Consider the following 22453-nt stretch of genomic DNA (forward strand, 5'->3'; position numbering starts at 1 on the left):
TTGTTGGTCGGATAATATTTCGGCTTCAGCACCAGCGGCATGCCCAGCCGCCTGCGCCAGCGGTCGAGTTCGACGGCATGGTAATCCTGCCGCGGCTGAGGCTGCGAGCGCAGCGGCACGCCGCCGTTTTCCGGTACGATGCGGGTCGGGGCGGACCACCACATCGAGGTCGTGCTTCTCGATCAGCGCCTTGAACTGAGGCCAGCCGAGATAGGCCCAGGGCGAACTCAGCGCATGGTAGTAATAGACGGTCTTCCTGCTCATCAGCTTTCCTCCTCAGGCTGTTTTCTGCGTGGTGGCCCGGCGCGTCGGCGTCGGTCCATTCGGAACCGTCGAGCTCAGGTTTTTCGTAGGCGAGCAGCGCCTGCCAGTGCTGGTCGATATCGCGCGATGAACAACGAGGCGGCGATACCGCGCGCCAGCCACAGCGCGCCCTCGCTGATCGCCGGAATATCGCCGGAGACTTTGCCAATGCTGACGGATGAGCCGTAATTGAAGCAATGGATATCCTTCAGCCACGGCGCGGCGCCGGCTCCTTCTCGGTGAAGGAGAAGTCGTCCTCCAGCCAGGGAAAGCTGGCGAGGCCGGGATTTTCCTCGCCTGACTGGCGGTATGTAGCGATCTTCCCAGCAGGCAATCTGTCCTGATAGGGGGTCGAGTTCCGCGCGACTGACCGGATCGATTGAAAAGCCGGTGCCGAGAATGACGAAATCGGTGCTGAAGACGCGGCCATTGATTGTGGTGATGACCACCTCGCCATCTTCTTCCTTCATCGAGTTGGATACCGCAATCGAAGTGGAAGATAGGCATTGGGATGGTCGGCTGACGCGCAGCGTCGAATTGTGGGGCGCGGGCGTCTGCTGCTTGGTGGAATAGTCCATCAGCCGCCAGCGCCATTCCGGATCGATCTTCGCGAAGCCGGCGGTGACGCCGTAGGAGCCGATGCCCATCAGCTTGTTGATCTGTCGGCATTGTTTGCGTCTGGCGAGAAGCCGCACTTCCCCGGCGCCGGCTTCCAGCGCTTCCGCCGCATTGTCCACCGCCGACGCGCCGACGCCGATGACCACGACGCGTTTGCCCTTCAGCCGGTCAAAATCGATCGGATCGGCCGAATGCGCCCAGAGCTGATGGCGCTCCAGCCCTTCGACGAAGCCGGGAATGGTCGGTTCGCCGAGGCCGTCGCGGCCCGTCGCCATCACCACGTTGCGGGTGAGGATCGACGGCCTTTCGCCGCCGGCGATCTGCAATTCGATCAGGCCATCCGGGCGGGGCATGATGCGGGTGACATGCGTGTCGTTCTCGACCGGGATCTGCATGACCTCGCGATACCATTTGAGGTATTCCATCCACATCGGGCGGGGAATGCGGAACAGCTCCTCCCATTCCGCCTCGCCGTGCAGGGCGGTAAACCAGGCGCGAAAGGTGAGCGAGGCCATGCCGAGTGCCGGTCCGAGCAGGGTTTTCGGCGAGCGCAGCGTTTCCATGCGGGCGTAGGTCACCCACGGGCCCTCGTAGCCTTCCGGCGCCTGGTCGACGATGCGGATATTGGCTATCCCGCCGCGCTCAGCGCATGCCAGGCGACGAGGCCGCACATGCCGCCGCCGATGATCGACGACATCGCTGGCCGCTGGCCCGTCTGAGCTTCGACCGACTTCGACCAGTTTGCGGCGGGATAGTTGAGATAGGACGAGATCCTGCGTCACGCCGGGCATTGAGGGCGAGCTCCGGTCCGGTCTTGCTGTTCTTAGGTCATCAGGTTCCTGTATCCTTGTCAATCGGCCAGAACCACGGCGTCCGCGTTCACGCCAGCCGACCCAGACTGTGTTCGCCTTCGGAGATGCGAGAGCGCCACGGGATCGAGCTGGGCGACAGAAGCGTCGCGCCGTTATCCAGACGGACAGTGAGCGTCGGTGTGCGCGCCCTTGAACATACGGTTCTCGATGGCGCCGCGCAGCGAAAGATCGACCGGCTCTCGCGGCAAACAGAAGATAGTTTCCGGACGTAGCGCAATCGTAACGTGGTCGCCGAAGGAATGATGGTGGCCGTTAAGGTCGGCATGGATGAAATTGCCCTGCCAGTCGAGCGTGGCGGTGCCGCTCTCGACAGAGACTAATCGGCCTTCGAGGAAATTGCTCTGGCCGATGAAATCGGCGACGAAGCGGCTGCGTGGCCGGGCGTAGAGATCATCAGGCGCTCCCCATCTGCTCGATCCGGCCGTTGTTCATCACCACGATGACGTCAGACATGGTGAGCGCTTCCTCCTGGTCGTGGGTGACGAAGATGAAGGTCTTGCCGGTGGTCGCGCTGGATGGCGCTTCAGCTCGATCTGCATGTCGTGGCGCAGCTTGGCGTCGAGCGCCGACAGCGGCTCGTCGAGCAGCAGGACGTCCGGATCCGGCGCCGAGCGCCCGCATGAGCGCCACGCGCTGGCGCTGACCGCCGGACAAGCTGGTCGGGCATGCGCTCTGCGAAATCGCCGAGCTTGACGAGGCCGAGCAGCTCGACGACGCGCGGTCGATCGACGCGCTGTCCATGCCCTTCAACTCAAGCCCGAAGGCGATGTTGCGGGCGACCGACAGGTGCGGAAACAGCGCATAGTCCTGGAAGACGATGTTGACGTTGCGCTTGTTGGGCGGCAGGTGCGAGATCGGCTTGCCCGTCGAGATGGATTCCGCCGGAGGTGGGCGTTTCGAAACCGCCGAGCATGCGCAGCGTGGTCGACTTGCCGCAGCCGGAGGGGCCAAGCAGCGTAACGAATTGGCCGCGGCGCGATGGCAAGGTCGCAGATCTTCGACAGCCGGAGACGCCGCCATAGGTCTTGTGGACGTTTTTGAATTGGACGACTGGCTCGCATGCACTCAGTTCCTCGAACGGCGGGTGAAGTGCTCGGCGTAAAGGCCGATGGCGGCGGTGACGATCAGGACGATGGTCGCCATGGCGTTGATTTCGCGGCGACATGCCGCCCTGCACCTTGGCGAAGATCAGCATGGGCAGCGTCGGCTTGTAGCCGCCGAGGAAGAAGGTGCGGACGAAATCGTCGATGCTGGTCAGGACGCAGAAGATCATGCCGCCGATCAGGGCCGGCATGAGATAGGGGATCGTGACGCGCATGAAGGCGACGAAGGGATCGGCGCCGAGATCGCGGGCCGCGTCAACGAGGTTCGACGGCATGGAGCGCAGCCGGGTCAGCACCATGATGACGCACGAAGGGCACCGCGTGAACCGTGTGGCGAGAGCATGATGGCGAAGGTGCCGGTCGGAATGTCGACCGGCCCGGATGAAGATGCGCATAGAGATGGCGTTGATGAGACCGGGCACCACGGCAGGCAGGCAGGCGAGCGCGAAGATCAGCAGCCTTGCCCCAGATGCTTCTCGGCTGGAGACAGCAGCGCGATCCACACGCCGACGACGGTCGCGGCGATGGTGGTGGCGAGCGCGATGCCGATCGAATAGAACGCGGCTTCGATGAATTGCTTGTCCTGAAGCACCTTGCGCATACCATCTGAGCGGTCCACTTCGTGATCGGGAAGGCGATGAAATTGTGCGTCCTTGAAGCTCATCGCCATCATCAGCGCCAGGGGCAGCATGCAGATAGACGGCAAACAGCCAGTAGGCGGCGCCGAGCGCGGTTTTCGGCATGTCGTTGAAGGCATGGCGCATGATCGTCTCCTTACATCAGCCGCACGGAACGGCCGCCGACCACCCGCATGAACAGGCCGACCGTGGCGAGCGAAACCACGAGCATCAATATGGCGAAGGCGGCGCCTTCCGGCCATTTGTCGTTCGAGGAGTGGAAAAGCTGGGCGATCACTTCCGGGAAGATCACCGCGTTCGGCCCGCCGAGCAGAAGCGGCGCGGCGAAGACCCCGACCGAGGTCAGATAGACGAGGCTGCACCCGGAGACGATGCCGTCCTTGGACAGCGGCAGGATGACCCGCCGGAAGCGCTGGAAGGGGCCGGCGCCGAGATCGGCGGCGGCGTGGACCAGCGAGGTCGGGATTTTCTCGATGGCGGAATAGAGCGGCAGAAGCATGTAGAGCGCCAGCAGGTAGATCACCCCGAAGCTCAGCGAGAACGAGGTGTAGAGCATGGGGATCGGCCGGTCGATGAGGCCGATTTCGCGCAGGAGCACGTTCAGCGCGCCGCGGTTGGCCAAGAGCATGATGACCGAGAAAGTGCGGATAAGTTCGCCGGCCCAGAAGGGGATGAGCAACAGAAGCAGCGCCCGCACGCGGTTCTTTGGCTGCACCACCTTGGCCACGTAATAGGCGACGGGATAGACGATGACGAGCGTCGAGACCGTCACCACCGCCGCGAAGACGAGGCTGCGGATGAACGGCTGGAAATAGAGCGGATCGGAAAAGAACAGCCGGTAATTGGCGAGCGTATAGGCGACGGGCTTGTCCGGCTGCGGCGGGTAATCCGCCATGAAGCTGATATTGGCCATCTGGAAGATCGGGCCGATATGCAGGAAGGCGATCCAGACGAGGGGCACGCCGGCCAGGAGCGCGAGCCTCACCATTCGGCTGTCGGCAAGCCGGCCGATGGTGTGGCGATAGAGGCCGGCAGCGGGTGGCTCTGCCGATCCACCCGGCATAACGGGCCGCGGCGGGGCTGGTTTGCGTTCATCGGTTTCCCCTCGTGTCTTTTCGTTTGCCGTTCAAGCGCGCTTTTGCGGGGGCGACCGGCCGGGGCGGCCGGTCGCGGTTTCAGGGGCGGGGCCTCAGGCGGCCTTGATTTCGGCGGCGGCCTTGTCAACCATGTCGTTCTTCATCTTGCGGTTGAGCGAGGAGAAGAACTGGATGCGCTCCATCTGTTCCTGCGGCAGGGCCATGGCGGCGCGCTCCTTGTCGTTCAGCGCCTTGTCCACGCCGTCGAAGGCCGAGGCGAAGCCCGACTGGCGGGTCATCGCCGCGCCGATTTCCGGCGAGGACAGGATGGCGTCGAGGAAGGTGTAGGCCGCATCGGCGTTCGGGCCGTTGTTCACCACGTTGAACGAATAGAGGAAGCCGTAGGTGCCTTCCTTCGGCACCGAAAGCTCGATCGGTTGGCCGTCCATGATGAGCTTGGCGGCCGGGCCGGACCAGGCCTGGGCGAGGTAGATGTCCTCGTTGACGAACATCTGCTGCACTTCCGAGCCGGCGTCGTAGTACTTGCGCACCTTGTCCTTGTTCTTGATGAGGAAGTCGCGCGCCTTGTCGGTGGCGGCCCGCGCCTCTTCCGGCTTGTTCTCGTAGGCCACGTAGTCGCCGTCATTGCCCTGGTAGCGCATGACGATCGAGATGAAGTCGGAGATGATGTAGGAGGTCAGGCCCTTGAACTCGTCATCGAACATCACGCCCAGCTATCGCCGGCCTTGGTGTATTCGGTGTTGCGCACCAGGCCCTCGAAGCCGGCGAGCAGCGGCAGGCCGTAGGTCTTGCCGTCGATGGTAAGCTGCGGCGCGCCCTTGTAGGCGGAAGGCCAGCTTGTCCCAGTTCTTCAGGCGGCCGGTGTCGAGCGGGGCCAGCAGGTTGGAGGTGAGGAACTGCGACAGGCGGTGGCCGGTGACGGTGACGATATCGGTGGAAGGCTGGGCGCCTTCGGCCGAAAGCAGGTTGTACTGCTTGCCCTGGTCGTCGGTCAGGCGCACGCGGATCTCGATGCCGGTGTCCTTCTGGAACTGGTCGATGAAGGATTGCGGGATGAACTTGTCGTAGGTCGTGATGTTGACGACCTTGCCCTGGGCGCGGGCCGGGCGGATAGAGCGACGGGGCGGCGAGCACGCCTGCCCCGGCGGCGAGAAGCTTCAGCGTCGAGCGGCGGTTTGCGATGAAGTCAGTCATGGCACTCTCTCCTGGTTAAGTCTGGCCTGTTTGGTCTGGCGGGTTCAATGGTATGGCAAGGGTGGCATCATGGCTTTCCCCGAAGGTCATGTCGGCCACGCGGTTGATGTTGGCGCGGATCGTGCGCGATGAAGCCCGGCATGCGGGCCGAGGCGATCTGGATGATCGTCTCGATCAAGTTCGTGGGCGGAGGCCGAAAGCGGCCGGCCCTGGGCGGAAAAGATGGCCCAGAGAAAGGGAATATCCACATCGAGCGGCCGGATCTCGACATTGGCCAGCCCCAGCCCGTAACCGGTGGCGGGCTCGATGATGGCGACGCCGAGCTCCGTCGAGGCGATCTTCACGGCGTTGATCGCCGCGCCGGTGGCGATGAGGCGGCCGGGTTGGACGTTGGCGGTGGCGAAGGCGCGGTCGACGCGTCGGCGCAGCCGGAACGGATTGGCCATGGTGGCGACGGTGGCGGCCGGCGAGATCGGCGATGGCGATGGTCTCGCGCGCCGCCAGCGGATCGTCGGGTGCGACGGCCACCACGCCAGCGGGTTCTGGAAGAAGCCATGGGCTTCGAGCCCCGGCTGTTCGGCCGGCAGCGAGGTGATGCAGAAATCGGCGGTGCGGGCGAGAACCGATTGCACCGCCGCCTCGGCCGGCATGCCATGCAGCGAGATCGACGGCGGCCGCTTTCTTCCCGGCATGGCGGCGAGCGCAAGCGGCACGATTCCACTTGGCGAAGGCCGGCGTCGCGGCGATTTCGATGGGTTTCGGCTGCTTCTCGGCAATGGTGCGGGCTCGCTCGCGCAGATGGCCGATGCCGCTCAGGAAGCGCTCGGCATCGGCATGGAAGGCGATGCCCTGGTCGGTGGGGGCGATCTTCGGGCCGTTGCGGTCATAGAACAGCGGAAAGCCGAGGGCGGTCTCCAGTTTCCTGGATCAGCCGTGTTACCTGGGATTGCGAACGGTCGAGCATCCGCGCCACGCCGGTGATGCTGCCGGTTGAACATGACTGCCAGAAACGCTTCGAGTTCGCGGATTTCCATGGATTATGCGCTTTTTGCATTATGACAAATTTATACTGCATAAAACGAATTCTAAACGCCAGACGCAAAGAACAAAATTTTGATAAAATCTCGTTCCTGGAAAAATGACAGATGAATTTTCGATTTTTGAGGAATATATATGCTGATTGCCTTCCGTTTCGGCATTTTCCATATTGTCGGAAGGTTTGGCCGAGAATCCGGAAAGAGCGCGCATCGCAATCGGGCCTAACCGGAGCGCCCGCGGAATTTCACCTTTCCGTCCCATTGCGCCATTAAGCTTCATCTCATGCGCATATTCAGGTATCGGCGGCGGCCGACGGTTTCAACGTGTGAGCCTATTTGATGAGGACGCGGAAGGCGCCGCACGAAACCGGAGGCCGAATGATCCGCGTGCCGATCCTCTAAAGCGCCCGCATCCAGCCGAGCCCGTCCTCGGTGCGGCCGGCCGGGCGGTATTCGCAGCCGATATAGCCCTGATAGCCCAGCGCGTCGATCTCGGCGAAGATGCGTGGCGTCGTTCAGTTCGCCGGTGCCCGGCTCGTTGCGCAGCGGCACGGAGGCGACCTGGATATGGCCGATGCTCGGCATCATCGCCTCTCAGCGCCATCGATCACGTCGCCGTGCAGGATCTGCCGGTGATAGATGTCGAATTGCAGCTTGACGTGCGGCTGGCCGACTTCATCGATGAAGGCCAGCGCGCGGTCGAAATCGTTGAGGAAATAGCCGGGCATGTCGCGGCCGTTGATCGGCTCGATCACCAGGCCGATGCCCGCTCTCGCCGGTCCTGTCGGCGGCGATCTTCAGTGCCTCGCGATAGTTCTGCACGCGCTGTCGCGGCGATTGCGGATCGGCAATACCGGCCATCATGTGCAAGAGCGGCGTGCCGATGACGCCGGGCATAGCGGACGGCGAGATCGACGCGCGGCAATGAAGTCGGTCCGGCGGCCGGCAAGGGCGGCAATGCCGCGCTCTCCCGCTGCCCAGTCGCCGGGCGGCATGTTGAAGAGGGCCTGCTTCAGGCCGGCGCGCTCGCGCCGCTCGGCGACCTCTTCGGCCGGGAAAATCGTAGGGAAAGAGATATTCCACCGCCTTAAAGCCGGCATCGGCCGCCGCCTGGAAGCGGTCGAGGAAGGGATACTCGTTGAACATCATGCGTGAGGTTGGCAGCAAAGCGGGGCATGGCGTTATTCCTTCTCGGTGCCGGGCAGGTCGAGGCCGGCGATCTTCGCCAGCAGGCGGGCAACCGAACTGTCGTCGTCGCGGCCCATGCCGGCGGCTTCGGTCATGACGAAGAGTTGCAGCGCCGCGCTGGCGATCGGCAGGGGAAATTTCTGCTTGCGGCCGATATCCGAGACGATCCCGAGATCCTTGGTGAAGATCGATACCGCGCTGTGCGGCGTGTAATCTCCGGCGAGCACATGCGGAATGCGGTTCTCGAACATCCAGCTGTTGCCGGCCGATTTGGTGATGACGTCGAAGACGCGGGAAATGTCGAGGTCGAGGCTTTTGGCGAAGGTGATCGCCTCGCAGGCGACCGCGATATGGACGCCGGCCAGCAACTGGTTGACGATCTTGAAGGAGGAGCCGACGCCCGGCTGCTCGCCGAGCTCGTAGACCGTGCCGGCCATCGCGTCGAGCGCCGGCCGCGCCAGCGCGAAGGCTTCGGCGGCGCCGGAGGCCATGAAGGTCAGCTCGCCATTGCCGGCCTTCACCGCGCCGCCGCTGATCGGCGCCGTCGATATAGTGCAACTGGCGCGCGGAGGCGCGGCTGGCGAAATCCTTGGCCTCGGCGGGGGCGATGGTGGCACAGGAGATGACGACCGCGCCGGGCTTCAGCGCATCCACGATGCCGCCTTCGCCGAACAGCACCGTTTCCGTCTGCGCCGCGTTGACCACGACCACCACCGCGACATCGCTGCCCGTTACCGCATCCGCCGGGCTGTTGCAGGCCGTGCCGCCGGCCTCGGATCAGCGCTTCGAGGGCCGCCGGGTTGACGTCGAAGCCGCGCACCGAATGTCCGCTGCGCAGCAGTGAGCGCGCCATGCCCAGCCCCATCGAGCCAAGGCCGACGACGGCAATCGTTTGTTTTGCGGAGGACATCAGTTCCTGCTCCTTCTTAGGGTTCGCGACAGAAGCATCGAGAGAATGATGACGCCGAAGACGATCTGCCGCAACGCTTCGGGCATCTGGAGAACGGATAGGATGGATGACAGGAGCGTGATGAAGATCGCTCCCGCCGACGCGTCTCCGCCATAGCCGCCGCTGACCGCCGAGGATCGAGGTGCCGCCGATCACGACAGCGGTGATGACGGGCAGCGATATAGGGATCGCCCATGCCCTGATAGGCCTGGTTGGCATAGCCGGCCGAGAAGAATGGCGCCGATGGCCGGTGAACAGGCCGGCGGCCGACGAAGGTCATGGTCGTGATCAGCCGCACCCGCACACCGGAGAAGATAGACGGCCTTTTCGGAATTGCCTATGGCGATCAGGTATAGTTGCCGTAGCATGGTGCGCCGCGGGTGAGCCACAGCACGAAGGCGATGACCGCCAGCCAGCAGCAGGAAGGCGTTGGGAATGCCGAGGCTTCTTTCCAGCGACAGCGTGACCGACAGCGGCGGGGCGACGCCGCGCGGTTTGAAGCCGCCGGTGAAGAAGACGATCGTGCCGACCAGCATGGAGTTCATCGCCAGCGTCCACACCATGGAGGGCAGACGCAGGAAGGCGACGCCGAGGCCGTTGACAAGGCCGATCAGCGCGCCGGCCGCCAGCCCAGCCGGAATGGCGAAGGTGGCGATGGCGGGATTGGCATGGCCGGCGACGGTCGTCGTCAACACGGCGATGGCGGTGATCGTAGGCCGGCACAGACAGGTCGATATGGCCGAGCAGGATCACCAGCGTCGCGCCGGCGGCGATGATGCCGAGGAAGGCGGCGATCTGCAATTGCTGGAGCAGGTAGCCGGCGCTGAGGAAGGCCGGCAGGATGGCGCCGCCGACCGCCAGCAGGATGCCGCAGCCAACGACGACCATGAGGATGGCCGGGTCCATGGAGGGGCGGAACGGGCCGCCGGTTCTGGAAAGGCGGGGCTGCTTCGATCATTGGGTGAACAGTTTCAGCTTGTTGCGGACGCGCAGGATGCCGAGAGAGCCGAAAGCGATGGCAAGCGCGAGGATGAAGCCTTCGAAGAAGGGTTGGGCCAGCGGCGGCAAGCCGGAAAAGAACATCAGCGCGGCGATGGTCTTGAGCAGCATGGCGCCGATGACCACGCCGAACACGCTGCCGATGCCGCCGGCCAGCGATACGCCGCCGAGCACGATGGCGGCGATGGAATTCAGCGTGTAGGTGGGGCCGATGCCGGCATCGCCGGTCAGCGTGACCATGGCGACGTAAAAGCCGCCGAAGCCGGCGCAAAGCCCGCCGAGCGTGTGGGCGAGAATGCGGGTGCGGGCGACGTCGAGCCCGGTCAGTTCGGCGGAATGTTCCGACGATCCAAGCGCATGGAGCGACAGGCCGAACACACTGCGCCGCATGAGCCAGGTGCCGGCGACAACGATGGTGACGACGATGACGAGCGAGGTCGGAACCGGCCCGATGGCATAGGTCAGGGCATCGGAGAGCGCCTCGTTCACCGCGCCGCCCGGTGTCGGGCGCAGCCAGAGCGCGATGCCGGAATAGATGGCGCCGGTCGCCAGCGTCGCGATGATCGGCGGAATGCGGCCGATTGTGACGATCACGCCACTGAGGAAGCCGCAGACGGCCCCGGTCGCCAGCACCAGAACCACGCCGAGGGCGACGGGGATATGGGCGCCATCCAGCACATGCGAGGCGACGACATTGCTGAGCGCGATCATCGCGCCCACCGAAAGGTCGATCCCCCGCACCAGAACGACAAAAAACTGCGCCAGCGCCGCGAAGACCAGCAGCGCCGACTGGTTCGACCAGATGGTCAGGACATAGGTGGAGAGCCCGCGCGGATGGGTGGCGATATAGAGGACGAAGAGGAGCGCGAAGGCCACGGTCGGAATGACGACGCGCAGGTTGCGGGCGAGGAAAGTGCCGGTCATGCCGCGTCTCCCAGCGTTTCTCCCTCGGCAAGCCCCATGGCGGCCGAGATCAGGTTTTCCGGCGTCAAGCTGGCGCCCGACAGTTCGCGGGCGATGCGCCCGCCATAAAAGACGGCCACGCGGTCGCAGAGATGGACGAGTTCCTCGTAATCGGTCGATTGCAGCACGATGGCCACGCCCTCCAGCGCCAGATCGTGCAGCAGGCGGTAGATCTGCGCCTTGGTCTTCACGTCGATGCCGCGGGTGGGGTCGAGAAGCAGCAGGCAGCGCGGCTGAAGCGCCAGCCACTTGGCCAGCAGCACCTTCTGCTGGTTGCCGCCCGACAGCGAGGAGACCGGATCGGACAGCCGGCCGTAGACGAGTTCGAGCCGTGCCAGCAGGTCGTGGTAGCGCCGTTCGCGGGCTGTGGGATCGCCGGCTGCGCCAAGTCCGGCCAGCCGCATATTGTCCTCGATGGACAGAGGCTGGATCATGCCTTCGGTCTTGCGGTCCTCCGGCACGAAGGCGACGGCGAAAGCCGGGTCCTTGGCGCGGAAGGGCGAACGGCCGCCGAAAGACTTGCCGCCGATCTCGATCACGCCGGTCACGCCCGACAGCGTGCCGAAGATCGCCTCGGGAACCCTTTGCTGACCCTGTCCGTCGAGACCGCCGAGCCCGTAGATCTCGCCGGGGCGCACCTCGAAGCCGACGCCGGACAGTTCCTGTCCGAAGCCGACATCGGCAAGCCGGAGCCGTGGCGGCACGGACCGCTCGACCGGCGGCGCGCGGCGGCGGAAAAAGCTGCTCCATCGACTGGCCGATCATCAACGCCACGATCTCGTCCTGACGCATCGTGCCGGCCGGAAAGGTTTTGACATGGGTGCCGGCGCGAAACACCGAGATGCGGTCGGCCAGCGCCTCGACCTCGTGAAAGCGATGGGAAATGAACAGGATGCAGCAACCCTCATCGCGCAATTGGCGGATGACGGAAAACACCTTCTCGACGGCGGCGGCGCCGAGCGCCGAAGTGGCTTCGTCGAGAATGAGAAGGCGGGGCTTCTGGTAGAGCGCCTTGGCGATCTCGACCAGCTGACGTTCGGCGAGCGTCAGTTCATGAACGGGCTTGTCGAGCGCGATCGTGTCCGCGCCGATGCGGGCGAGCGCCTGCCGCGCGCCGTCATAGGCGCTGCGGCGCATCAGGCCGAAACGGGTTTCGGGCCGGGCCAGCACGATATTGTCGCCGACGCTGAGGCCCGGCATCAGCGATAGCTCCTGGAACATGCAGACGATCCCCCGCGACGACGCATCCCGCGTGCCGGAGAAGCACGCGGCCTGTCCATCGACGCGGATTTCGCCGGCGCTCGGCGCGATCGCGCCCGACAACAGCTTCATCAAGGTCGACTTGCCGGCGCCGTTCTCGCCGAGAATGGCGTGGATCGTGCCGGCGGCGGCGGTGAAGTCGACCTCTTTCAGCGCCTGAACGGGGCCGTAGGATTTCGAAATCCCCGAAAGCTCTATCAGGGGAGCGGTGGCGATCATGGTCTTGTCCCGAAAGGCCGGGGCGCGCCGCGCGGGACGCACCCCGGAAGCTGAGGATCAGGTGTTGTCGGGGGTCTGGCCCAGCAGTTCTTCCGGCGTGAAGACCGGGAAGCAGGCGGGATAGCCGGTGGTGGTGTAGAAGGTATCCGGCAGCTTCGGGGAAATAGTCCGTGCCTTCCTTCAGATCGGCATTGTCCTTGTGCGGAATGGGCAGGGACACCTTCTGCGGCAGGGCATTGCCTTCGAGCAGCGACACGGCCGCTTCGAGCGCCACCGCCGACATGACCGGCGCCTGCGCGGCGGTCACGCCGGGATATTTGCCCTCGGCGATCAGGCGGCGGGTGCCGTTGCCGGCGTCACCGCCGAAGGGAACGACCGGATGGCCGGCATTCTTCAGCGCGTTCAGTGCGCCGATCGAGCCTTCCTGCACCATCACGCCGTCGAACTTGCCGTTGGTGGCGAGCGCATCGGCCGTGCACCTTCTGCACGGTGCCGGCATCCCAGTTGCCGACGACCTGCACGACTTTGAGGCCCGGATGCTTGTCGAGCACCGAGCGCATGCCGTCATGGTTGTCGCGGTCGGTGGCGTTGCCCGGCAGGCCGGAGACTTCCAGCACCGGTGCCCTCGACCTTGCCCTTGGCCTTCTGGATCGCGTCGACCACGGCCTGCGCCTTCATGGCGCCAAGCTCGAACTGGTTTTCGTTGACCTGAACGATGGCGTCGGTGTCGAGCACGTTGTCGAAGGGCACGAGAACGGTGCCGGCCTGCTGGGCGCGCTTGATGACCGAGGAGAAGGCCGTCGGGTTGACGGCGATGAAGGTGATCGCGTCGTAGCCGGCGGCGATGAAGTTGTCGATGGCGGCGATCTGGGCGGCGCTATCGTTGCCGACCGAGACGACGGTGAATTCCTTGAGCTTGGCTTGTTGTCAGGCCGCGCGGCCCAGGCCTTGGCGCACTGAATGGCGGTCATGCGCCAGTCATTGCCGGCAAGCCGTTGACGAAGGCGACCTTGTAGGGGCCATCACGCTTGTCATGCTTGATGACCTTGGCGTTGTCCGGCGCCGGCGCGAAGCATTCCGGACGATAGGTTTCGGCCGCCGTGGCGGCGGTGGCGAGTGTGGTGCAGGCGCAGAGTATCGAGGCCATGGCGACCATGACCTTGCGAGACTTTTTCACGGCAATTCCTCCCAGAAAAGCGAAAATTCCTCCCGAAAGCGCTTATCTCAGCGCTAACATCTTTTTCTAAGCAGATTGTCTAGCCAAGATCAAGTAAAATATGTTAGCGCTGAGATAGGGAAGGGAGAACGCAGGCATGCAGACCGGAACACCGACGCTCGCCGCATGTGGCGCGGCTGGCGCGAGGTCAGCGAGAACACGGTGTCGCGCGTCATCCGCAACAAGGGCCCGATTGCCGAGGACACGCGGAGGCGCGTCTGCCGCGCCATCGAGGAGCTCGGCTACGTACCCAACCGCGCCGCCGGCTCGCTCGCCTCGTCCGTCCTCGCTCATCATCGGCGTCGTACTGCCGTCGCTCTCCAACATCGTGTTCCCCGAAGTGCTGCGCGGTATCCATGCCGCGCTGGCCGCCACGCCCTACCAGCCGATGATCGGCGTGACCGATTACGATCTCGACGCAGGAGCAGAAAATCCTCGCCTCGCTGCTGGCCTGGCAGCCGGCCGCCATCATCACCACCGGCTTCGAGCACACCGACGGCCAGCCGCCGCATGCTGCAGACCAACCGCATCCGCGTCGCCGAACTGATGGAGATCGACGCGACGCCCGATCGATCTCGCCGTCGGCCTGTCGCATCGCGAGGCGGGCCGCGCGACGGCCCGCCACCTGGCTGTCGCGCGGCTATCGCCGCTTCGGCTATGTCGGCCACGACTGGACGGCCGACCGGCGCGCCCGGCTGCGCTATGACGGCCTTTGCGACGGGTCTCGCGACGGCGGGACTGTCCCTCGTCGCCGAGCAGCTGCTTCGACGGCCCGAGCTCGACCCTGGCCGGCCGCGAGACGCTGGCCGGGCTTGCTGGCCGGCGACGCGAAGATCGATGCCGTGGTCTTTTCCAACGACGACATGGCGGTCGGCGGCTTCATGCACTGCCTGGCCGACGGGCATAGCTGTTCCCGAGCGATCTGGCGCTTTTCGGCTTCAACGGGCTCGAGATCGGCCAGGCGCTGCCGAGGCCGCTGTCGACCATCCGCTCCAACCGTTTCCTGATCGGCAAGACGGCGGCCGAGAAGCTGCTGGAAACGGCCGAGCGGCCGGCCGCGCCGCAGATCATCGATACGGGTTTCGAAATCATCGAGGGCGCAACGGCCTGATCGCATCATGGAGGAATGCCCATGCTGCTTGGCTGCAATCGCAGACGATCTGACGGGCGCGACCGACCTGGCGCTGATGCTGGCGCGCGGAGGGCATGCGCACCGTGCAGGTGGTCGGCGTGCCGCCCGAAGGTTTCGATTATCGGCGAGGCCGACGCCGTGGTCGTCGCGCTGAAATCGCGCACCATCCCGGCCGAGGAGGCGGTGGCGCAGTCGCTCGCGGCGCTCGCACGGCTGCAGCGCCGCCGGCGCGCGGCAGATCATCTTCAAATATTGCTCGACCTTCGATTCCACGCCCGCAGGGCAATATCGGCCCGGTGACCGAGGCGCTGATGGCGGCGCTCGATGCGCCGACCTGACGATCGTCTGCCCGGCCTTCCCCACCAATGGCCGCACCATCTATCAGCGGCCATCTCTTCGTCGGCGACCAGCTGCTGTCGGAAAGCCCGATGAAGGACCATCCGCTGACGCCGATGACCGATTCCAATCTCGTGCGGCTGATGCAGGCGCAGACAACGCTTCAGGTCGGGCTGGTCGGTCGCGATGTGGTGGCGCGGGGCGCCGATGCGATTCGCGACGGCCTTTGAGGCGGCCAGAGCGGCGGGCGAGCGCATTCTGGTCGTCGATGCGATCACCGACGACGACCTGCGCGCCATCGGCGCGGCGCTCGTCGGACATGACCGCTGATCACCGGCGGCTCCGGCATCGCGATCGGCCTGCCGGAGAATTTCCGCCGGCGCGGCGAGATCGGCGCCGACGCCGTGCCGGCAACGCTTCACCGCGCCGCGGCGGCCGGGCTGTCATGCTGGCTGGTTCCTGCTCCGAGGCGACGCGCGGCCAGATCGCAGCGGCGATCGAGCGCGGGCACGCCTGTCTTCAAGGTCGATCCGTTGGAGATCGCTCCGGACGCTTTCCGCCGAGCAGGCCGTCGACTGGGCGCTTGCCGTGCAAGGACGCCATTCCGCTGATCTATTCCAGCGCCGATCCGGACGAGGTGCGCGCCGCGCAGGACAAGCTCGGCCGCGACCGGGCCGGCGAACTGGTCGAGCACTTCCTCGCCGATGTCGCGGCCTCGCTGCGGGCGCGGGGCTTCACGCCGCTTCCTCGTGGCCGGCGGTGAGACCTCCGGCGCGGTCGTCAACGCGCTCGGCGTCTCGGCACTGTTCATCGGCCCGGAGATCGATCCCGGCGTGCCGTGGACGCTCAGCCTGGGCGACGGCGCGGCCGGTGGCGCTCGCCCTGAAATCGGGCAATTTCGGCGCGCCCGACTTCTTCCTCAAGGCATGGGAGCGTGCTGGCATGACGGCGATCCTTTCCGAGGAGACCCGCCTGCGCGACGAGATCGTCGAGGTCGGCAGATCGCTGTTCGACCGGCTGTTCACCTTCGGCTCGACCGGCAATATCAGCGCGCGGCTTTCGAGCGGCGAACTGCTGATGACGCCGACCAATGCGTCGCTCGGCAGAGCTCGACCCGGCGCGGCTTTCGAAGCTTTTCCGCCGAAGGCGTGCATGTCGGCGGCGACAAGCCGACCAAGGAAGCCTTCCTGCATCGCTGCATGTATTGCGAGCGCAGCGAGCGCCGGCGCGGTGGTGCATCTTCACTCGACCCATGCGGTCGCCGTCAGCATTCTCGACGGGCTCGACCCGGACGACGTGCTGCCGCCGCTCACCGCCTACTACGTGATGCGCGTCGGGCGCCTGCCGCTGGTGCCCTATTTTCCGCCGGGCGATGAGGCGCTTGCCGAGGCCGTCGGCGCTCAAGGCCCGCGACAGCCATGCGGTGCTGCTCGCCAATCACGGCCCGGTCGTCGCGGGCAAGACGTTGCGCGAGGCGCAATATGCGACCGAGGAACTGGAGGAGACGGCCAAGCTGTTCCTGATGCTGACGGGCGACCGATCCGGCCGCTACGGCCGGAGGAGGTCAGCGCGCTCAGGTCCCGTTAGGGTTTCCGCCGCTCGCTCCGGGCCTCGACGATGGCCCGGCGTCTTCCCCTGTCTTTTCCCCCAGATCTTCCGGGACTGACCGACTGGCCGGACCTTGACTCTCCCCACCGCCGATGGCACGTCTATGGAAATGTAACCGGTTACATCTAAGGAAATCGTTCAAGTGACGTCGGAACCCAGCGTCATATACCGCTTGTGTCTATCGGGCATAAGTTCCCGCTCTCGCGGTGGGGCATGCGCCGGAATCGAGCCGGCGCGCCGCCCGTGGGCTCTGCGGCGATGACGCGAAAGCCGCCTTCGACCATCCGGGACGTGGCGACGGTCGCTGGCGTGTCTATCGCCACGGTCTCGCGGGCCTTGCAGCAGCCAGACCGGGTGCGCGAGGAGACGCGGCGCAGGGTGTTCGAAGCCGTGGAAAAGACCGGTTTCGTGCCGAATGCGCAGGCCCGCAGCTTTCGCCGGCAATCGAAATCGCACGGTCATCCTGTTGGTGCGCGATATCGGTAATCCCTTCTATCTGGAAATCTTCAAGGGGGTCGAGGAAAGCGCCGGCGCCGCCGGCTACAAGGTGCTGATGGGCGATGCCCGCAACGACGAGGCCCGTATCGTCGAGCATGTCGATCTGGTGCGCCAGCGCCATGCCGACGGGCTGATCCTGATGACCGGCCATCTTCCGGCCGATCTCATCCGCCACCCCGAACGGCTGCCACCGCTCGTCGTCGCTTCCGAGCCAATCCCCGGCCTCGACATGCCGATGGTCAGGATCGACAGTATCAGCGCATCGCGGCAGGCCGTCCAATATCTTCTCGAAAAGGGGCATCGCCGCATCGCGCATCTTGGCGGCCCGGCCGGCGAAAGCCTCGCCGCCGAGCGGCGCGAGGGATACCGCCAGGCGCTTGCCGGGGCGGGTCTTTCGCCGTCGCCGGAGCTGGAGACTAGTGGCGATTACAGCGTCAAGGCGGGCCGGCGGGGCGTACGCGACCTGCTGGATGCCGGTCACGGCTTCACGGCCATTTTCGCGGCCAGCGACCAGATGGCGATTGGCGCCATCAGCGAATTGCGCCGCCGCGGACTGGCCGTGCCGGCCGATATCTCCGTCATCGGTTTCGACGACATCATCTTCGCCGATGTTTTCGAGCCCGGCCTGACGACCGTGCGCCAGCCGCGCCACGAAATGGGACGGCAGGCCATGGCGCTCATGGTGGCGCGTCTTGCCGGCGAGCCGGTGAAACCCGTCGTTCAGCTGGAAACGGAACTTGTCATCCGGGGTTCGGTCGCAGCGCTCGGGCCGGCTGAAACCGCCAAGGGAAGCGCATGAAGACCATACGCGCCACCGGGCGCGCCTTCGACGATTTTGCCAATAGCGGTGTCAACACCGCTGCCAACCGGCGCCTTCTTGGCCTGTGAAAGGAATGAAATGACTGGAAAAACTTCGGGCGCCGCATTCGTCTCGGCATGGTCGGCGGCGGGCAGGGTCCTTCATCGGCGGCGTACACCGGATCGCCGCGCGGCTCGACGACCGCTATGAACTGGTCGCCGGCGCATTGTCGTCCGATCCCGAACGCGCCAGGGCGTCGGCCCGCGATCTCGGCATCGCCGAGGACCGGTCCTATGACGGCTTCGAGGCGATGGCGGCGGCCGAGGCAGCCCGGCCGGGACGGCATCGAGGCCGTGGCCATCGTGACGCCGAACCACCTGCATTTCGCGCCATCCAAGGCGTTTCTCGAAGCCGGCATCCATGTCATCTGCGACAAGCCGGTGACCACGACGCTGGCGCAGGCGAAGGCGCTCGAAGCGGTGATCGCCGCCTCGGGCAAGCTGTTCATGCTGACGCACAATTACACCGGCTATCCGATGATCCGGCAGATGCGCGAAATGGTGGCCGCCGGCGCCATCGGCAAGCTTCGCCATGTGCAGGCCGAATATGCGCAGGACTGGCTGACGGAAGCGGTGGAGAAGCAGGGCGCCAAGGGCAGCGGAATGGCGCACCGAACCCGGCCCGTTCCGGCGCGGGGGGCGCCATCGGCGATATCGGAACCCGGATGCCTTCAACGCTGCGGCCTTCGTGACGGGGGAAGTGCCGGACCGCCTCTATGCCGATCTGACCGCCTTCGTGCCCGGCCGCGTGCTCGATGACGACGCCAATATCCTGTTGCGCTATCCGAGCGGGGCGAAGGGCATGCTGTGGGCGAGCCAGATCGCCGTCGGCAACGAGAATGCCCTGTCCTTGCGGGTCTATGGCGAAAGGGGTGGGCTGGAATGGCATCATGCCCGGGTCGATGAACTGTGGTTCACGCCCTATGGCGAGCCGAAGCGGCTGATAACCCGCGCCGGGGCGGGGGCCGGCGGCAGCGCCAATCGCGTCAGCCGGGTGCCCTCCGGCCATCCCGAAGGCTATCTGGAAGGCTTCGCGACGCTCTATCGCGAAGCGGCCGATGCGATCATCGCCGCCCGCGACGGCCGCCCATGCGATGAGGCGGTCATGTATCCCGGTATTCGCGACGGCATCGCCGGGCTGGCTTTCATCGAGGCGGCCATCCAGTCGAGCCGCAGCGGCGAGTGGGTTTCCCTCGACCTCTGATCCATTCGGGGCGCGCGGACAAGGCGCCCCGGACCGGTTTTCCGTGGGCAGGCGAGGCTGCCCTATTCCATTAAGGCGCTCATGATGGATGCCACCGCCGCAAGGGCGGGCACGGCCTCGTGAATGCCCTTGTCTTTCTGGCTCGCCGCCCAGGCCGATTGGACGTCGCCGGTATCTCGTGACGGCCTCCCACTGGCCTGCCTCATCGGGATCGAGGCTGCGCACGGTAGCGCCCGCTTCCTTCAGGTCGCGCAGCTGCGCGTCGAAGCTCGTTTCCATGACCGGGCCGAGGGCGCGATAGGATGCCTGCCCGGCGCGCTTTATCGCGTCCCTGTCTTCCTGGGAAAGACCGTCCCAGACGCGTTTGTTCATCGCGAGAATATAAACATGGCCAAGCCAGAGGTCCTTCGAAACGAGCACGTTCGGCGCGGCATCGTGAACGTCAGCATATAGCCGCTGTCAACATTCACCATGAGGCCGTCGAGCGTCTTCTGCTTCAGGGCATCGTAGATTTCCGGGCCCCAACACATGGTAACAGGCGTCGCGCCGGCATTGCGCAGGAAATCCTGATGCCAGAAACTGGCGGAGCGCCATTTGCCGTCCTTCAGGCCCTCCAGATCCGTCATCGGCTCGGTGCTGAAGAAGGCGACCGGATATCCGGTTCCGAAAAAGAGTTGGACGATATCGTTCTTCGCCAGTTCCGCCGGAAAGGCGGGAACCTCGGCATAGACCCGTTCGAAGAAATCGATCTGCCTGCCGCCCGTGGGGCCTGTCGGGAAGCTCTTGAAAATCTGGTGGAGCGGCAGTTCCTTCGCCGTATATTCCGGCACGACGGTTGCCATCTCCGTGGCCTCGCCCTTGCCGACCGCCCCCAGCGCGTCGTAAGCCTCGGCGATCTCGCCGTTCCAGTGGTCCTCGATCTTCAGGCGGCCGTTCAATTCCTTCTCGATGGCCGGGAACAGGACCTCCTTGAGGAAGCGGGTGCGCATGCCGCCAAGCGGCTCGTGGTCGCTGAACCTGAGAAGGCGCGGAGACGGGGATGCCGCCCGCGCTTTCGCGGCTGGCAGCAGCGCGGAGGATGCGGCCGCGCCGGCGGTGGCCAGAAACAGCCTGCGGCTCATGGCATCCGTTGCCGTCTTCTCGATTTCCTCGGTCATCTTCGCCACACCCTTCGCTGATTGCCGGTTTTGCGCGCAATGAAGCCGGAAACGGTATGGCCATTGGCTTGATCGGCGCGGTCCCCTCTGTTGTCTGCCTCTTGAAGGGATTCCTCAGGTTGGTATTCGCATTTTGGAAAGTCCGGTTCCCAACGTTCCCCGGCGCCTGAAGGCCCGGAAAGCCCCCGTTCAGGCTCGGTCTGGTGTGACGGTCGATGCCATTCACGAGGCCGTGATTCAGGTTTTGCTGACGGAAGGGCTGACGCGGCTGACCACCACCCGCGTGGCCGAGCGGGCCGGCGTTTCGGTCGGAACGCTCTATCAGTATTTCCCGAACAAGGAGGCGCTGCTTTACGCGGTCCTGCACCGTCATTTCGAGGAACTGGCGGCCGCCATGGAAGGGATTGCCCTTCATGATACCGGACGACCGGTCGCCGATCTCGCCGGCAGCATCGCCGACGCCTATGTCTCGGTCAAGATTGCCCGCCCCGAAGCGACGATGGCGCTTTATGGTGTCGCGGGCGCGATCGATCAGTTCCGCTTGCCCACGGATATCCATAGGCGGCTGGAGGGCGCCGTCGCCCGCGTTCTGGCGAATGCCTCCGACGCGTCGTTTGCCGAGCCCGGGCGCGTGGCTTTCACGCTTCTGTCCGCCCTTGCCGGCGTGTCGCGCGGACGCTTCGCGAAGCTCGCATCGCAGCCGGAGGCGTTGAACGGCTTTCCTGATGAGGCCCGCCTTCTGGCCGGGGCCTATCTCGCGGCGGCGGCCGCGCCTTAATGTTCGGCAAGGTCCCGATCCGTCCCTTGAAACCACGGCCTTCACTCGCTATTCGGTCCCGATGGTTTGAAACGAAAAACGTCCGATAGGTTGACCGGCATGGCTCTCGATTTCCTAGTAACGCATTCCGGCGGCTTCCATGCGGACGAGTTGTTGTCGAGCGTGATCCTGACGCGGCTGTTTCCGGCGGCCCGCCTCGTCCGCAGCCGCGCGCCGGAATGGATTACGCCGGGAAGCGACAGGATCGTCTACGATGTCGGCGGGGCCTACGATCCGACTGCCGGGATTTTCGACCATCACCAGCGCGGCGCGCCGCTGCGGGATGACGGCCAGCCGTTTAGTTCCTTCGGGCTGGTCTGGCGGCACTTCGGACGGGATTACCTGGCGGCCTTCGGCGTTCCCGGCGCCGATGTCGAGGCCCTGCATGCAAGCTTCGACCAGGACTTCGTGCTGCCGGTCAACCTGGTGGACAACGGGGCGCTGAACCCATCCGTCGCCGGCCCGCTGGCCAAGCTGACCTTGCCGGTTCTTCTGGAAACGCTGAAACCCGTCTTCGATGACAGGGAGCTGGGCGCCGACGACCGGGCCTTCCACGACGCGCTTTCGATTGCGCGGGGTTTCGTGGAAGCGACGATAAGGCAGGCCGCCGCGAAACTGCGCGCGGAAACGATCGTGCTCGGGGCGATTGCGGCGGCCGGCGAGAACCGGGTGCTGGAGCTTCCCATGGGCATGCCCTTCCGCCCCGCCATCGTGAAGGCGGGCGCCGATCATCTCCTGTTCGTCGTCCATCCGCGGGAGACTGACTGGTGCCTGACGGGCATCAGGCGTTCGAGTGACGGATTTGAACAGCGCGCCGATCTACCGGCGGCCTGGGCGGGGCTGACCGGCCGCGATCTGGCCGCGGCCTGCGGCGTGGACGAGGCGACCTTCTGTCATAATGGCCGTTTCGTTGCCGCGGCGAAGACGCGGGAGGCGGCGCTCGAAATGGCGAGGATCGCCGTGGAAGAGGCGCTCGCCGGATAAAACCATCGCTTCCCGGCCGTTGACCCGCTACGGGTTTTCGGGGCCCGGCATGCACAGGAAAGGAAGAAGAATGCGCATTGCGATCCTTGGCGCCGGGGCGATTGCCTTCGGCATGGCGGCGTTTCTCGGCAAGGCGGGGCATCAGCCAATTCTAGGTGCTGTTCGGATTCTATCGTGTTTCCCTATTAACCTTAGCAATACGT

General features: G+C 65.2%; 27 protein-coding genes and 8 pseudogenes. 16 read left to right on the top strand and 19 right to left on the bottom strand.

The genetic code is table 11. The features are described from left to right. Positions 1–338: 338 nt before the first annotated feature. The 8 genes from QM711_RS12880 to QM711_RS12915 form a co-directional block, all read right to left on the bottom strand. A complete protein-coding gene (locus tag QM711_RS12880; RefSeq protein WP_415099904.1) occupies positions 339–1703 on the bottom strand; it encodes an NAD(P)-binding domain-containing protein in 1365 nt (454 codons plus the stop codon). 483 nt (positions 1704–2186) lie between these two features. Beyond that, positions 2187–2648: an ATP-binding cassette domain-containing protein gene (locus QM711_RS12885; RefSeq protein WP_415099992.1), complete on the bottom strand. Its 462-nt coding sequence runs from the start codon at positions 2646–2648 to the stop codon at positions 2187–2189. Continuing rightward, entirely contained in the window at positions 2545–3318 is a 774-nt protein-coding gene (locus QM711_RS12890; protein ID WP_415099995.1) for an ATP-binding cassette domain-containing protein, read from the bottom strand. Before QM711_RS12890 ends, QM711_RS12885 begins: the two co-directional genes overlap by 104 nt. Positions 3319–3347: 29 nt before the next feature. After that, positions 3348–3587 (bottom strand): hypothetical protein, encoded by a 240-nt coding sequence (locus QM711_RS12895; RefSeq protein WP_415099906.1) that lies wholly within the window; start codon positions 3585–3587, stop codon positions 3348–3350. Between the two features lie 83 nt (positions 3588–3670). Further along, the gene (locus QM711_RS12900; protein ID WP_415099908.1) at positions 3671–4519 is read right to left on the bottom strand and encodes an ABC transporter permease; all 849 of its coding nucleotides are present in this window, start codon (positions 4517–4519) and stop codon (positions 3671–3673) included. A 204-nt stretch (positions 4520–4723) separates the two neighbouring features. After that, positions 4724–5335, bottom strand: a complete 612-nt coding sequence (locus tag QM711_RS12905) for an extracellular solute-binding protein (RefSeq protein WP_415099910.1) — start codon at positions 5333–5335, stop codon at positions 4724–4726. Between the two features lie 9 nt (positions 5336–5344). Then, positions 5345–5632 (bottom strand): hypothetical protein, encoded by a 288-nt coding sequence (locus QM711_RS12910; RefSeq protein ID WP_415099912.1) that lies wholly within the window; start codon positions 5630–5632, stop codon positions 5345–5347. A 279-nt stretch (positions 5633–5911) separates the two neighbouring features. After that, positions 5912–6517, bottom strand: coding sequence for a LysR substrate-binding domain-containing protein (locus tag QM711_RS12915; protein ID WP_415099997.1), 606 nt, complete (start codon positions 6515–6517; stop codon positions 5912–5914). Between QM711_RS12915 and QM711_RS12920 the strand changes: the two genes are divergently transcribed. After that, entirely contained in the window at positions 6516–6806 is a 291-nt protein-coding gene (locus QM711_RS12920) for a hypothetical protein (RefSeq protein ID WP_415099914.1), read from the top strand. The genes QM711_RS12915 and QM711_RS12920 overlap by 2 nt on opposite strands. A 640-nt stretch (positions 6807–7446) precedes the next feature. Here the strand turns inward: QM711_RS12920 and QM711_RS12925 are convergent. Next, a complete protein-coding gene (locus QM711_RS12925) occupies positions 7447–7617 on the bottom strand; it encodes a TIM barrel protein (protein ID WP_415099916.1) in 171 nt (56 codons plus the stop codon). Between the two features lie 7 nt (positions 7618–7624). On the opposite strand from QM711_RS12925, the gene QM711_RS12930 reads away from it, so the two are divergent. Further along, the gene (locus QM711_RS12930; protein WP_415099918.1) at positions 7625–8017 is read left to right on the top strand and encodes a hypothetical protein; all 393 of its coding nucleotides are present in this window, start codon (positions 7625–7627) and stop codon (positions 8015–8017) included. A gap of 26 nt (positions 8018–8043) precedes the next feature. Here QM711_RS12930 and QM711_RS12935 read toward each other — a convergent pair whose 3' ends face one another. From QM711_RS12935 to QM711_RS12975, 9 genes and pseudogenes are all read right to left on the bottom strand, one after another. Then, positions 8044–8667, bottom strand: a complete 624-nt coding sequence (locus QM711_RS12935; protein ID WP_415099920.1) for an NAD-binding protein — start codon at positions 8665–8667, stop codon at positions 8044–8046. Continuing rightward, a pseudogene (locus QM711_RS12940) lies at positions 8654–8764 on the bottom strand (NAD(P)-binding domain-containing protein); the annotation flags it as partial. The pseudogene QM711_RS12940 and the gene QM711_RS12935, both read right to left, overlap by 14 nt. 97 nt (positions 8765–8861) lie before the next feature. After that, positions 8862–9218: pseudogene (locus QM711_RS12945) on the bottom strand (NAD(P)-binding domain-containing protein); the annotation flags it as partial. Next, a complete protein-coding gene (locus tag QM711_RS12950; protein WP_415099922.1) occupies positions 9152–9694 on the bottom strand; it encodes an ABC transporter permease subunit in 543 nt (180 codons plus the stop codon). The pseudogene QM711_RS12945 and the gene QM711_RS12950, both read right to left, overlap by 67 nt. A 259-nt stretch (positions 9695–9953) precedes the next feature. Further along, a complete protein-coding gene (locus tag QM711_RS12955) occupies positions 9954–10922 on the bottom strand; it encodes an ABC transporter permease (RefSeq protein ID WP_415099999.1) in 969 nt (322 codons plus the stop codon). Beyond that, entirely contained in the window at positions 10919–11665 is a 747-nt protein-coding gene (locus QM711_RS12960; protein WP_415099924.1) for an ATP-binding cassette domain-containing protein, read from the bottom strand. Before QM711_RS12960 ends, QM711_RS12955 begins: the two co-directional genes overlap by 4 nt. A gap of 319 nt (positions 11666–11984) precedes the next feature. Continuing rightward, positions 11985–12440: pseudogene (locus tag QM711_RS12965) on the bottom strand (ATP-binding cassette domain-containing protein); the annotation flags it as partial. Between the two features lie 564 nt (positions 12441–13004). Then, entirely contained in the window at positions 13005–13307 is a 303-nt protein-coding gene (locus QM711_RS12970; RefSeq protein ID WP_415100001.1) for a substrate-binding domain-containing protein, read from the bottom strand. Between the two features lie 100 nt (positions 13308–13407). Continuing rightward, positions 13408–13617 carry a hypothetical protein gene (locus QM711_RS12975; protein ID WP_415099926.1) on the bottom strand — a complete coding sequence of 70 codons (210 nt, stop codon included), beginning with the start codon at positions 13615–13617 and terminating at the stop codon, positions 13408–13410. Positions 13618–13782: 165 nt separating this feature from the next. On the opposite strand from QM711_RS12975, the gene QM711_RS12980 reads away from it, so the two are divergent. From QM711_RS12980 to QM711_RS13035, 12 genes and pseudogenes are all read left to right on the top strand, one after another. Continuing rightward, positions 13783–14820, top strand: coding sequence for a LacI family DNA-binding transcriptional regulator (locus tag QM711_RS12980; protein WP_415099928.1), 1038 nt, complete (start codon positions 13783–13785; stop codon positions 14818–14820). Further along, positions 14789–14962: pseudogene (locus QM711_RS12985) on the top strand (hypothetical protein); the annotation flags it as partial. The gene QM711_RS12980 and the pseudogene QM711_RS12985, both read left to right, overlap by 32 nt. Positions 14963–15029: 67 nt before the next feature. Then, positions 15030–15107 (top strand): annotated as a pseudogene (locus QM711_RS12990) (hypothetical protein); the annotation flags it as partial. A 46-nt stretch (positions 15108–15153) separates the two neighbouring features. Next, positions 15154–15354, top strand: a complete 201-nt coding sequence (locus tag QM711_RS12995) for a four-carbon acid sugar kinase family protein (RefSeq protein ID WP_415099930.1) — start codon at positions 15154–15156, stop codon at positions 15352–15354. Beyond that, entirely contained in the window at positions 15332–15454 is a 123-nt protein-coding gene (locus QM711_RS13000; protein WP_415099932.1) for a hypothetical protein, read from the top strand. The genes QM711_RS12995 and QM711_RS13000 overlap by 23 nt, the downstream gene beginning before the upstream one ends. A gap of 124 nt (positions 15455–15578) precedes the next feature. Beyond that, positions 15579–15887: pseudogene (locus QM711_RS13005) on the top strand (nucleotide-binding domain containing protein); the annotation flags it as partial. Beyond that, a pseudogene (locus tag QM711_RS13010) lies at positions 15874–15921 on the top strand (hypothetical protein); the annotation flags it as partial. The pseudogenes QM711_RS13005 and QM711_RS13010, both read left to right, overlap by 14 nt. A 145-nt stretch (positions 15922–16066) precedes the next feature. After that, positions 16067–16790: pseudogene (locus QM711_RS13015) on the top strand (class II aldolase/adducin family protein). 200 nt (positions 16791–16990) lie between these two features. Beyond that, a complete protein-coding gene (locus QM711_RS13020) occupies positions 16991–17218 on the top strand; it encodes a LacI family DNA-binding transcriptional regulator (RefSeq protein ID WP_415099934.1) in 228 nt (75 codons plus the stop codon). Next, positions 17148–18029 (top strand): substrate-binding domain-containing protein, encoded by an 882-nt coding sequence (locus tag QM711_RS13025; RefSeq protein WP_415099936.1) that lies wholly within the window; start codon positions 17148–17150, stop codon positions 18027–18029. The genes QM711_RS13020 and QM711_RS13025 overlap by 71 nt, the downstream gene beginning before the upstream one ends. A gap of 353 nt (positions 18030–18382) precedes the next feature. Continuing rightward, positions 18383–18847: a Gfo/Idh/MocA family protein gene (locus tag QM711_RS13030; RefSeq protein WP_415099938.1), complete on the top strand. Its 465-nt coding sequence runs from the start codon at positions 18383–18385 to the stop codon at positions 18845–18847. Next, positions 18777–19292, top strand: a complete 516-nt coding sequence (locus tag QM711_RS13035; RefSeq protein WP_415099940.1) for a Gfo/Idh/MocA family oxidoreductase — start codon at positions 18777–18779, stop codon at positions 19290–19292. Before QM711_RS13030 ends, QM711_RS13035 begins: the two co-directional genes overlap by 71 nt. 368 nt (positions 19293–19660) lie before the next feature. On the opposite strand, the gene QM711_RS13040 is transcribed toward QM711_RS13035, so the two are convergent. Continuing rightward, the gene (locus tag QM711_RS13040) at positions 19661–20449 is read right to left on the bottom strand and encodes a hypothetical protein (RefSeq protein WP_415099942.1); all 789 of its coding nucleotides are present in this window, start codon (positions 20447–20449) and stop codon (positions 19661–19663) included. 205 nt (positions 20450–20654) lie between these two features. On the opposite strand from QM711_RS13040, the gene QM711_RS13045 reads away from it, so the two are divergent. Continuing rightward, the gene (locus tag QM711_RS13045; RefSeq protein WP_415099944.1) at positions 20655–21227 is read left to right on the top strand and encodes a TetR/AcrR family transcriptional regulator; all 573 of its coding nucleotides are present in this window, start codon (positions 20655–20657) and stop codon (positions 21225–21227) included. Between the two features lie 99 nt (positions 21228–21326). Next, positions 21327–22250 carry an MYG1 family protein gene (locus QM711_RS13050; protein ID WP_415099946.1) on the top strand — a complete coding sequence of 308 codons (924 nt, stop codon included), beginning with the start codon at positions 21327–21329 and terminating at the stop codon, positions 22248–22250. Positions 22251–22453 lie beyond the last annotated feature (203 nt).

The organism is Micropruina sp., assembly GCF_047602385.1.
Classification (GTDB): domain Bacteria; phylum Actinomycetota; class Actinomycetes; order Propionibacteriales; family Propionibacteriaceae; genus Micropruina.

Excerpts from the sequence above, each read along its gene's own strand:
- QM711_RS12895 (WP_415099906.1), bottom strand. The coding sequence starts at position 3,587 with ATGCTGCCCCTGGCGCTGATGATGGCGATGAGCTTCAAGGACGCACAA.
- QM711_RS12905 (WP_415099910.1), bottom strand. The coding sequence starts at position 5,335 with ATGTTCGATGACGAGTTCAAGGGCCTGACCTCCTACATCATCTCCGAC.
- QM711_RS12920 (WP_415099914.1), top strand. The coding sequence starts at position 6,516 with ATGGCGGCGAGCGCAAGCGGCACGATTCCACTTGGCGAAGGCCGGCGT.
- QM711_RS12915 (WP_415099997.1), bottom strand. The coding sequence starts at position 6,517 with ATGCCGGGAAGAAAGCGGCCGCCGTCGATCTCGCTGCATGGCATGCCG.
- QM711_RS12930 (WP_415099918.1), top strand. The coding sequence starts at position 7,625 with ATGCCCGCTCTCGCCGGTCCTGTCGGCGGCGATCTTCAGTGCCTCGCG.
- QM711_RS12955 (WP_415099999.1), bottom strand. The coding sequence starts at position 10,922 with ATGACCGGCACTTTCCTCGCCCGCAACCTGCGCGTCGTCATTCCGACC.
- QM711_RS12980 (WP_415099928.1), top strand. The coding sequence starts at position 13,783 with ATGTGGCGCGGCTGGCGCGAGGTCAGCGAGAACACGGTGTCGCGCGTC.
- QM711_RS12995 (WP_415099930.1), top strand. The coding sequence starts at position 15,154 with ATGGCCGCACCATCTATCAGCGGCCATCTCTTCGTCGGCGACCAGCTG.
- QM711_RS13000 (WP_415099932.1), top strand. The coding sequence starts at position 15,332 with ATGCGATTCGCGACGGCCTTTGAGGCGGCCAGAGCGGCGGGCGAGCGC.
- QM711_RS13020 (WP_415099934.1), top strand. The coding sequence starts at position 16,991 with ATGACGCGAAAGCCGCCTTCGACCATCCGGGACGTGGCGACGGTCGCT.
- QM711_RS13025 (WP_415099936.1), top strand. The coding sequence starts at position 17,148 with ATGCGCAGGCCCGCAGCTTTCGCCGGCAATCGAAATCGCACGGTCATC.
- QM711_RS13040 (WP_415099942.1), bottom strand. The coding sequence starts at position 20,449 with ATGACCGAGGAAATCGAGAAGACGGCAACGGATGCCATGAGCCGCAGG.
- QM711_RS13050 (WP_415099946.1), top strand. The coding sequence starts at position 21,327 with ATGGCTCTCGATTTCCTAGTAACGCATTCCGGCGGCTTCCATGCGGAC.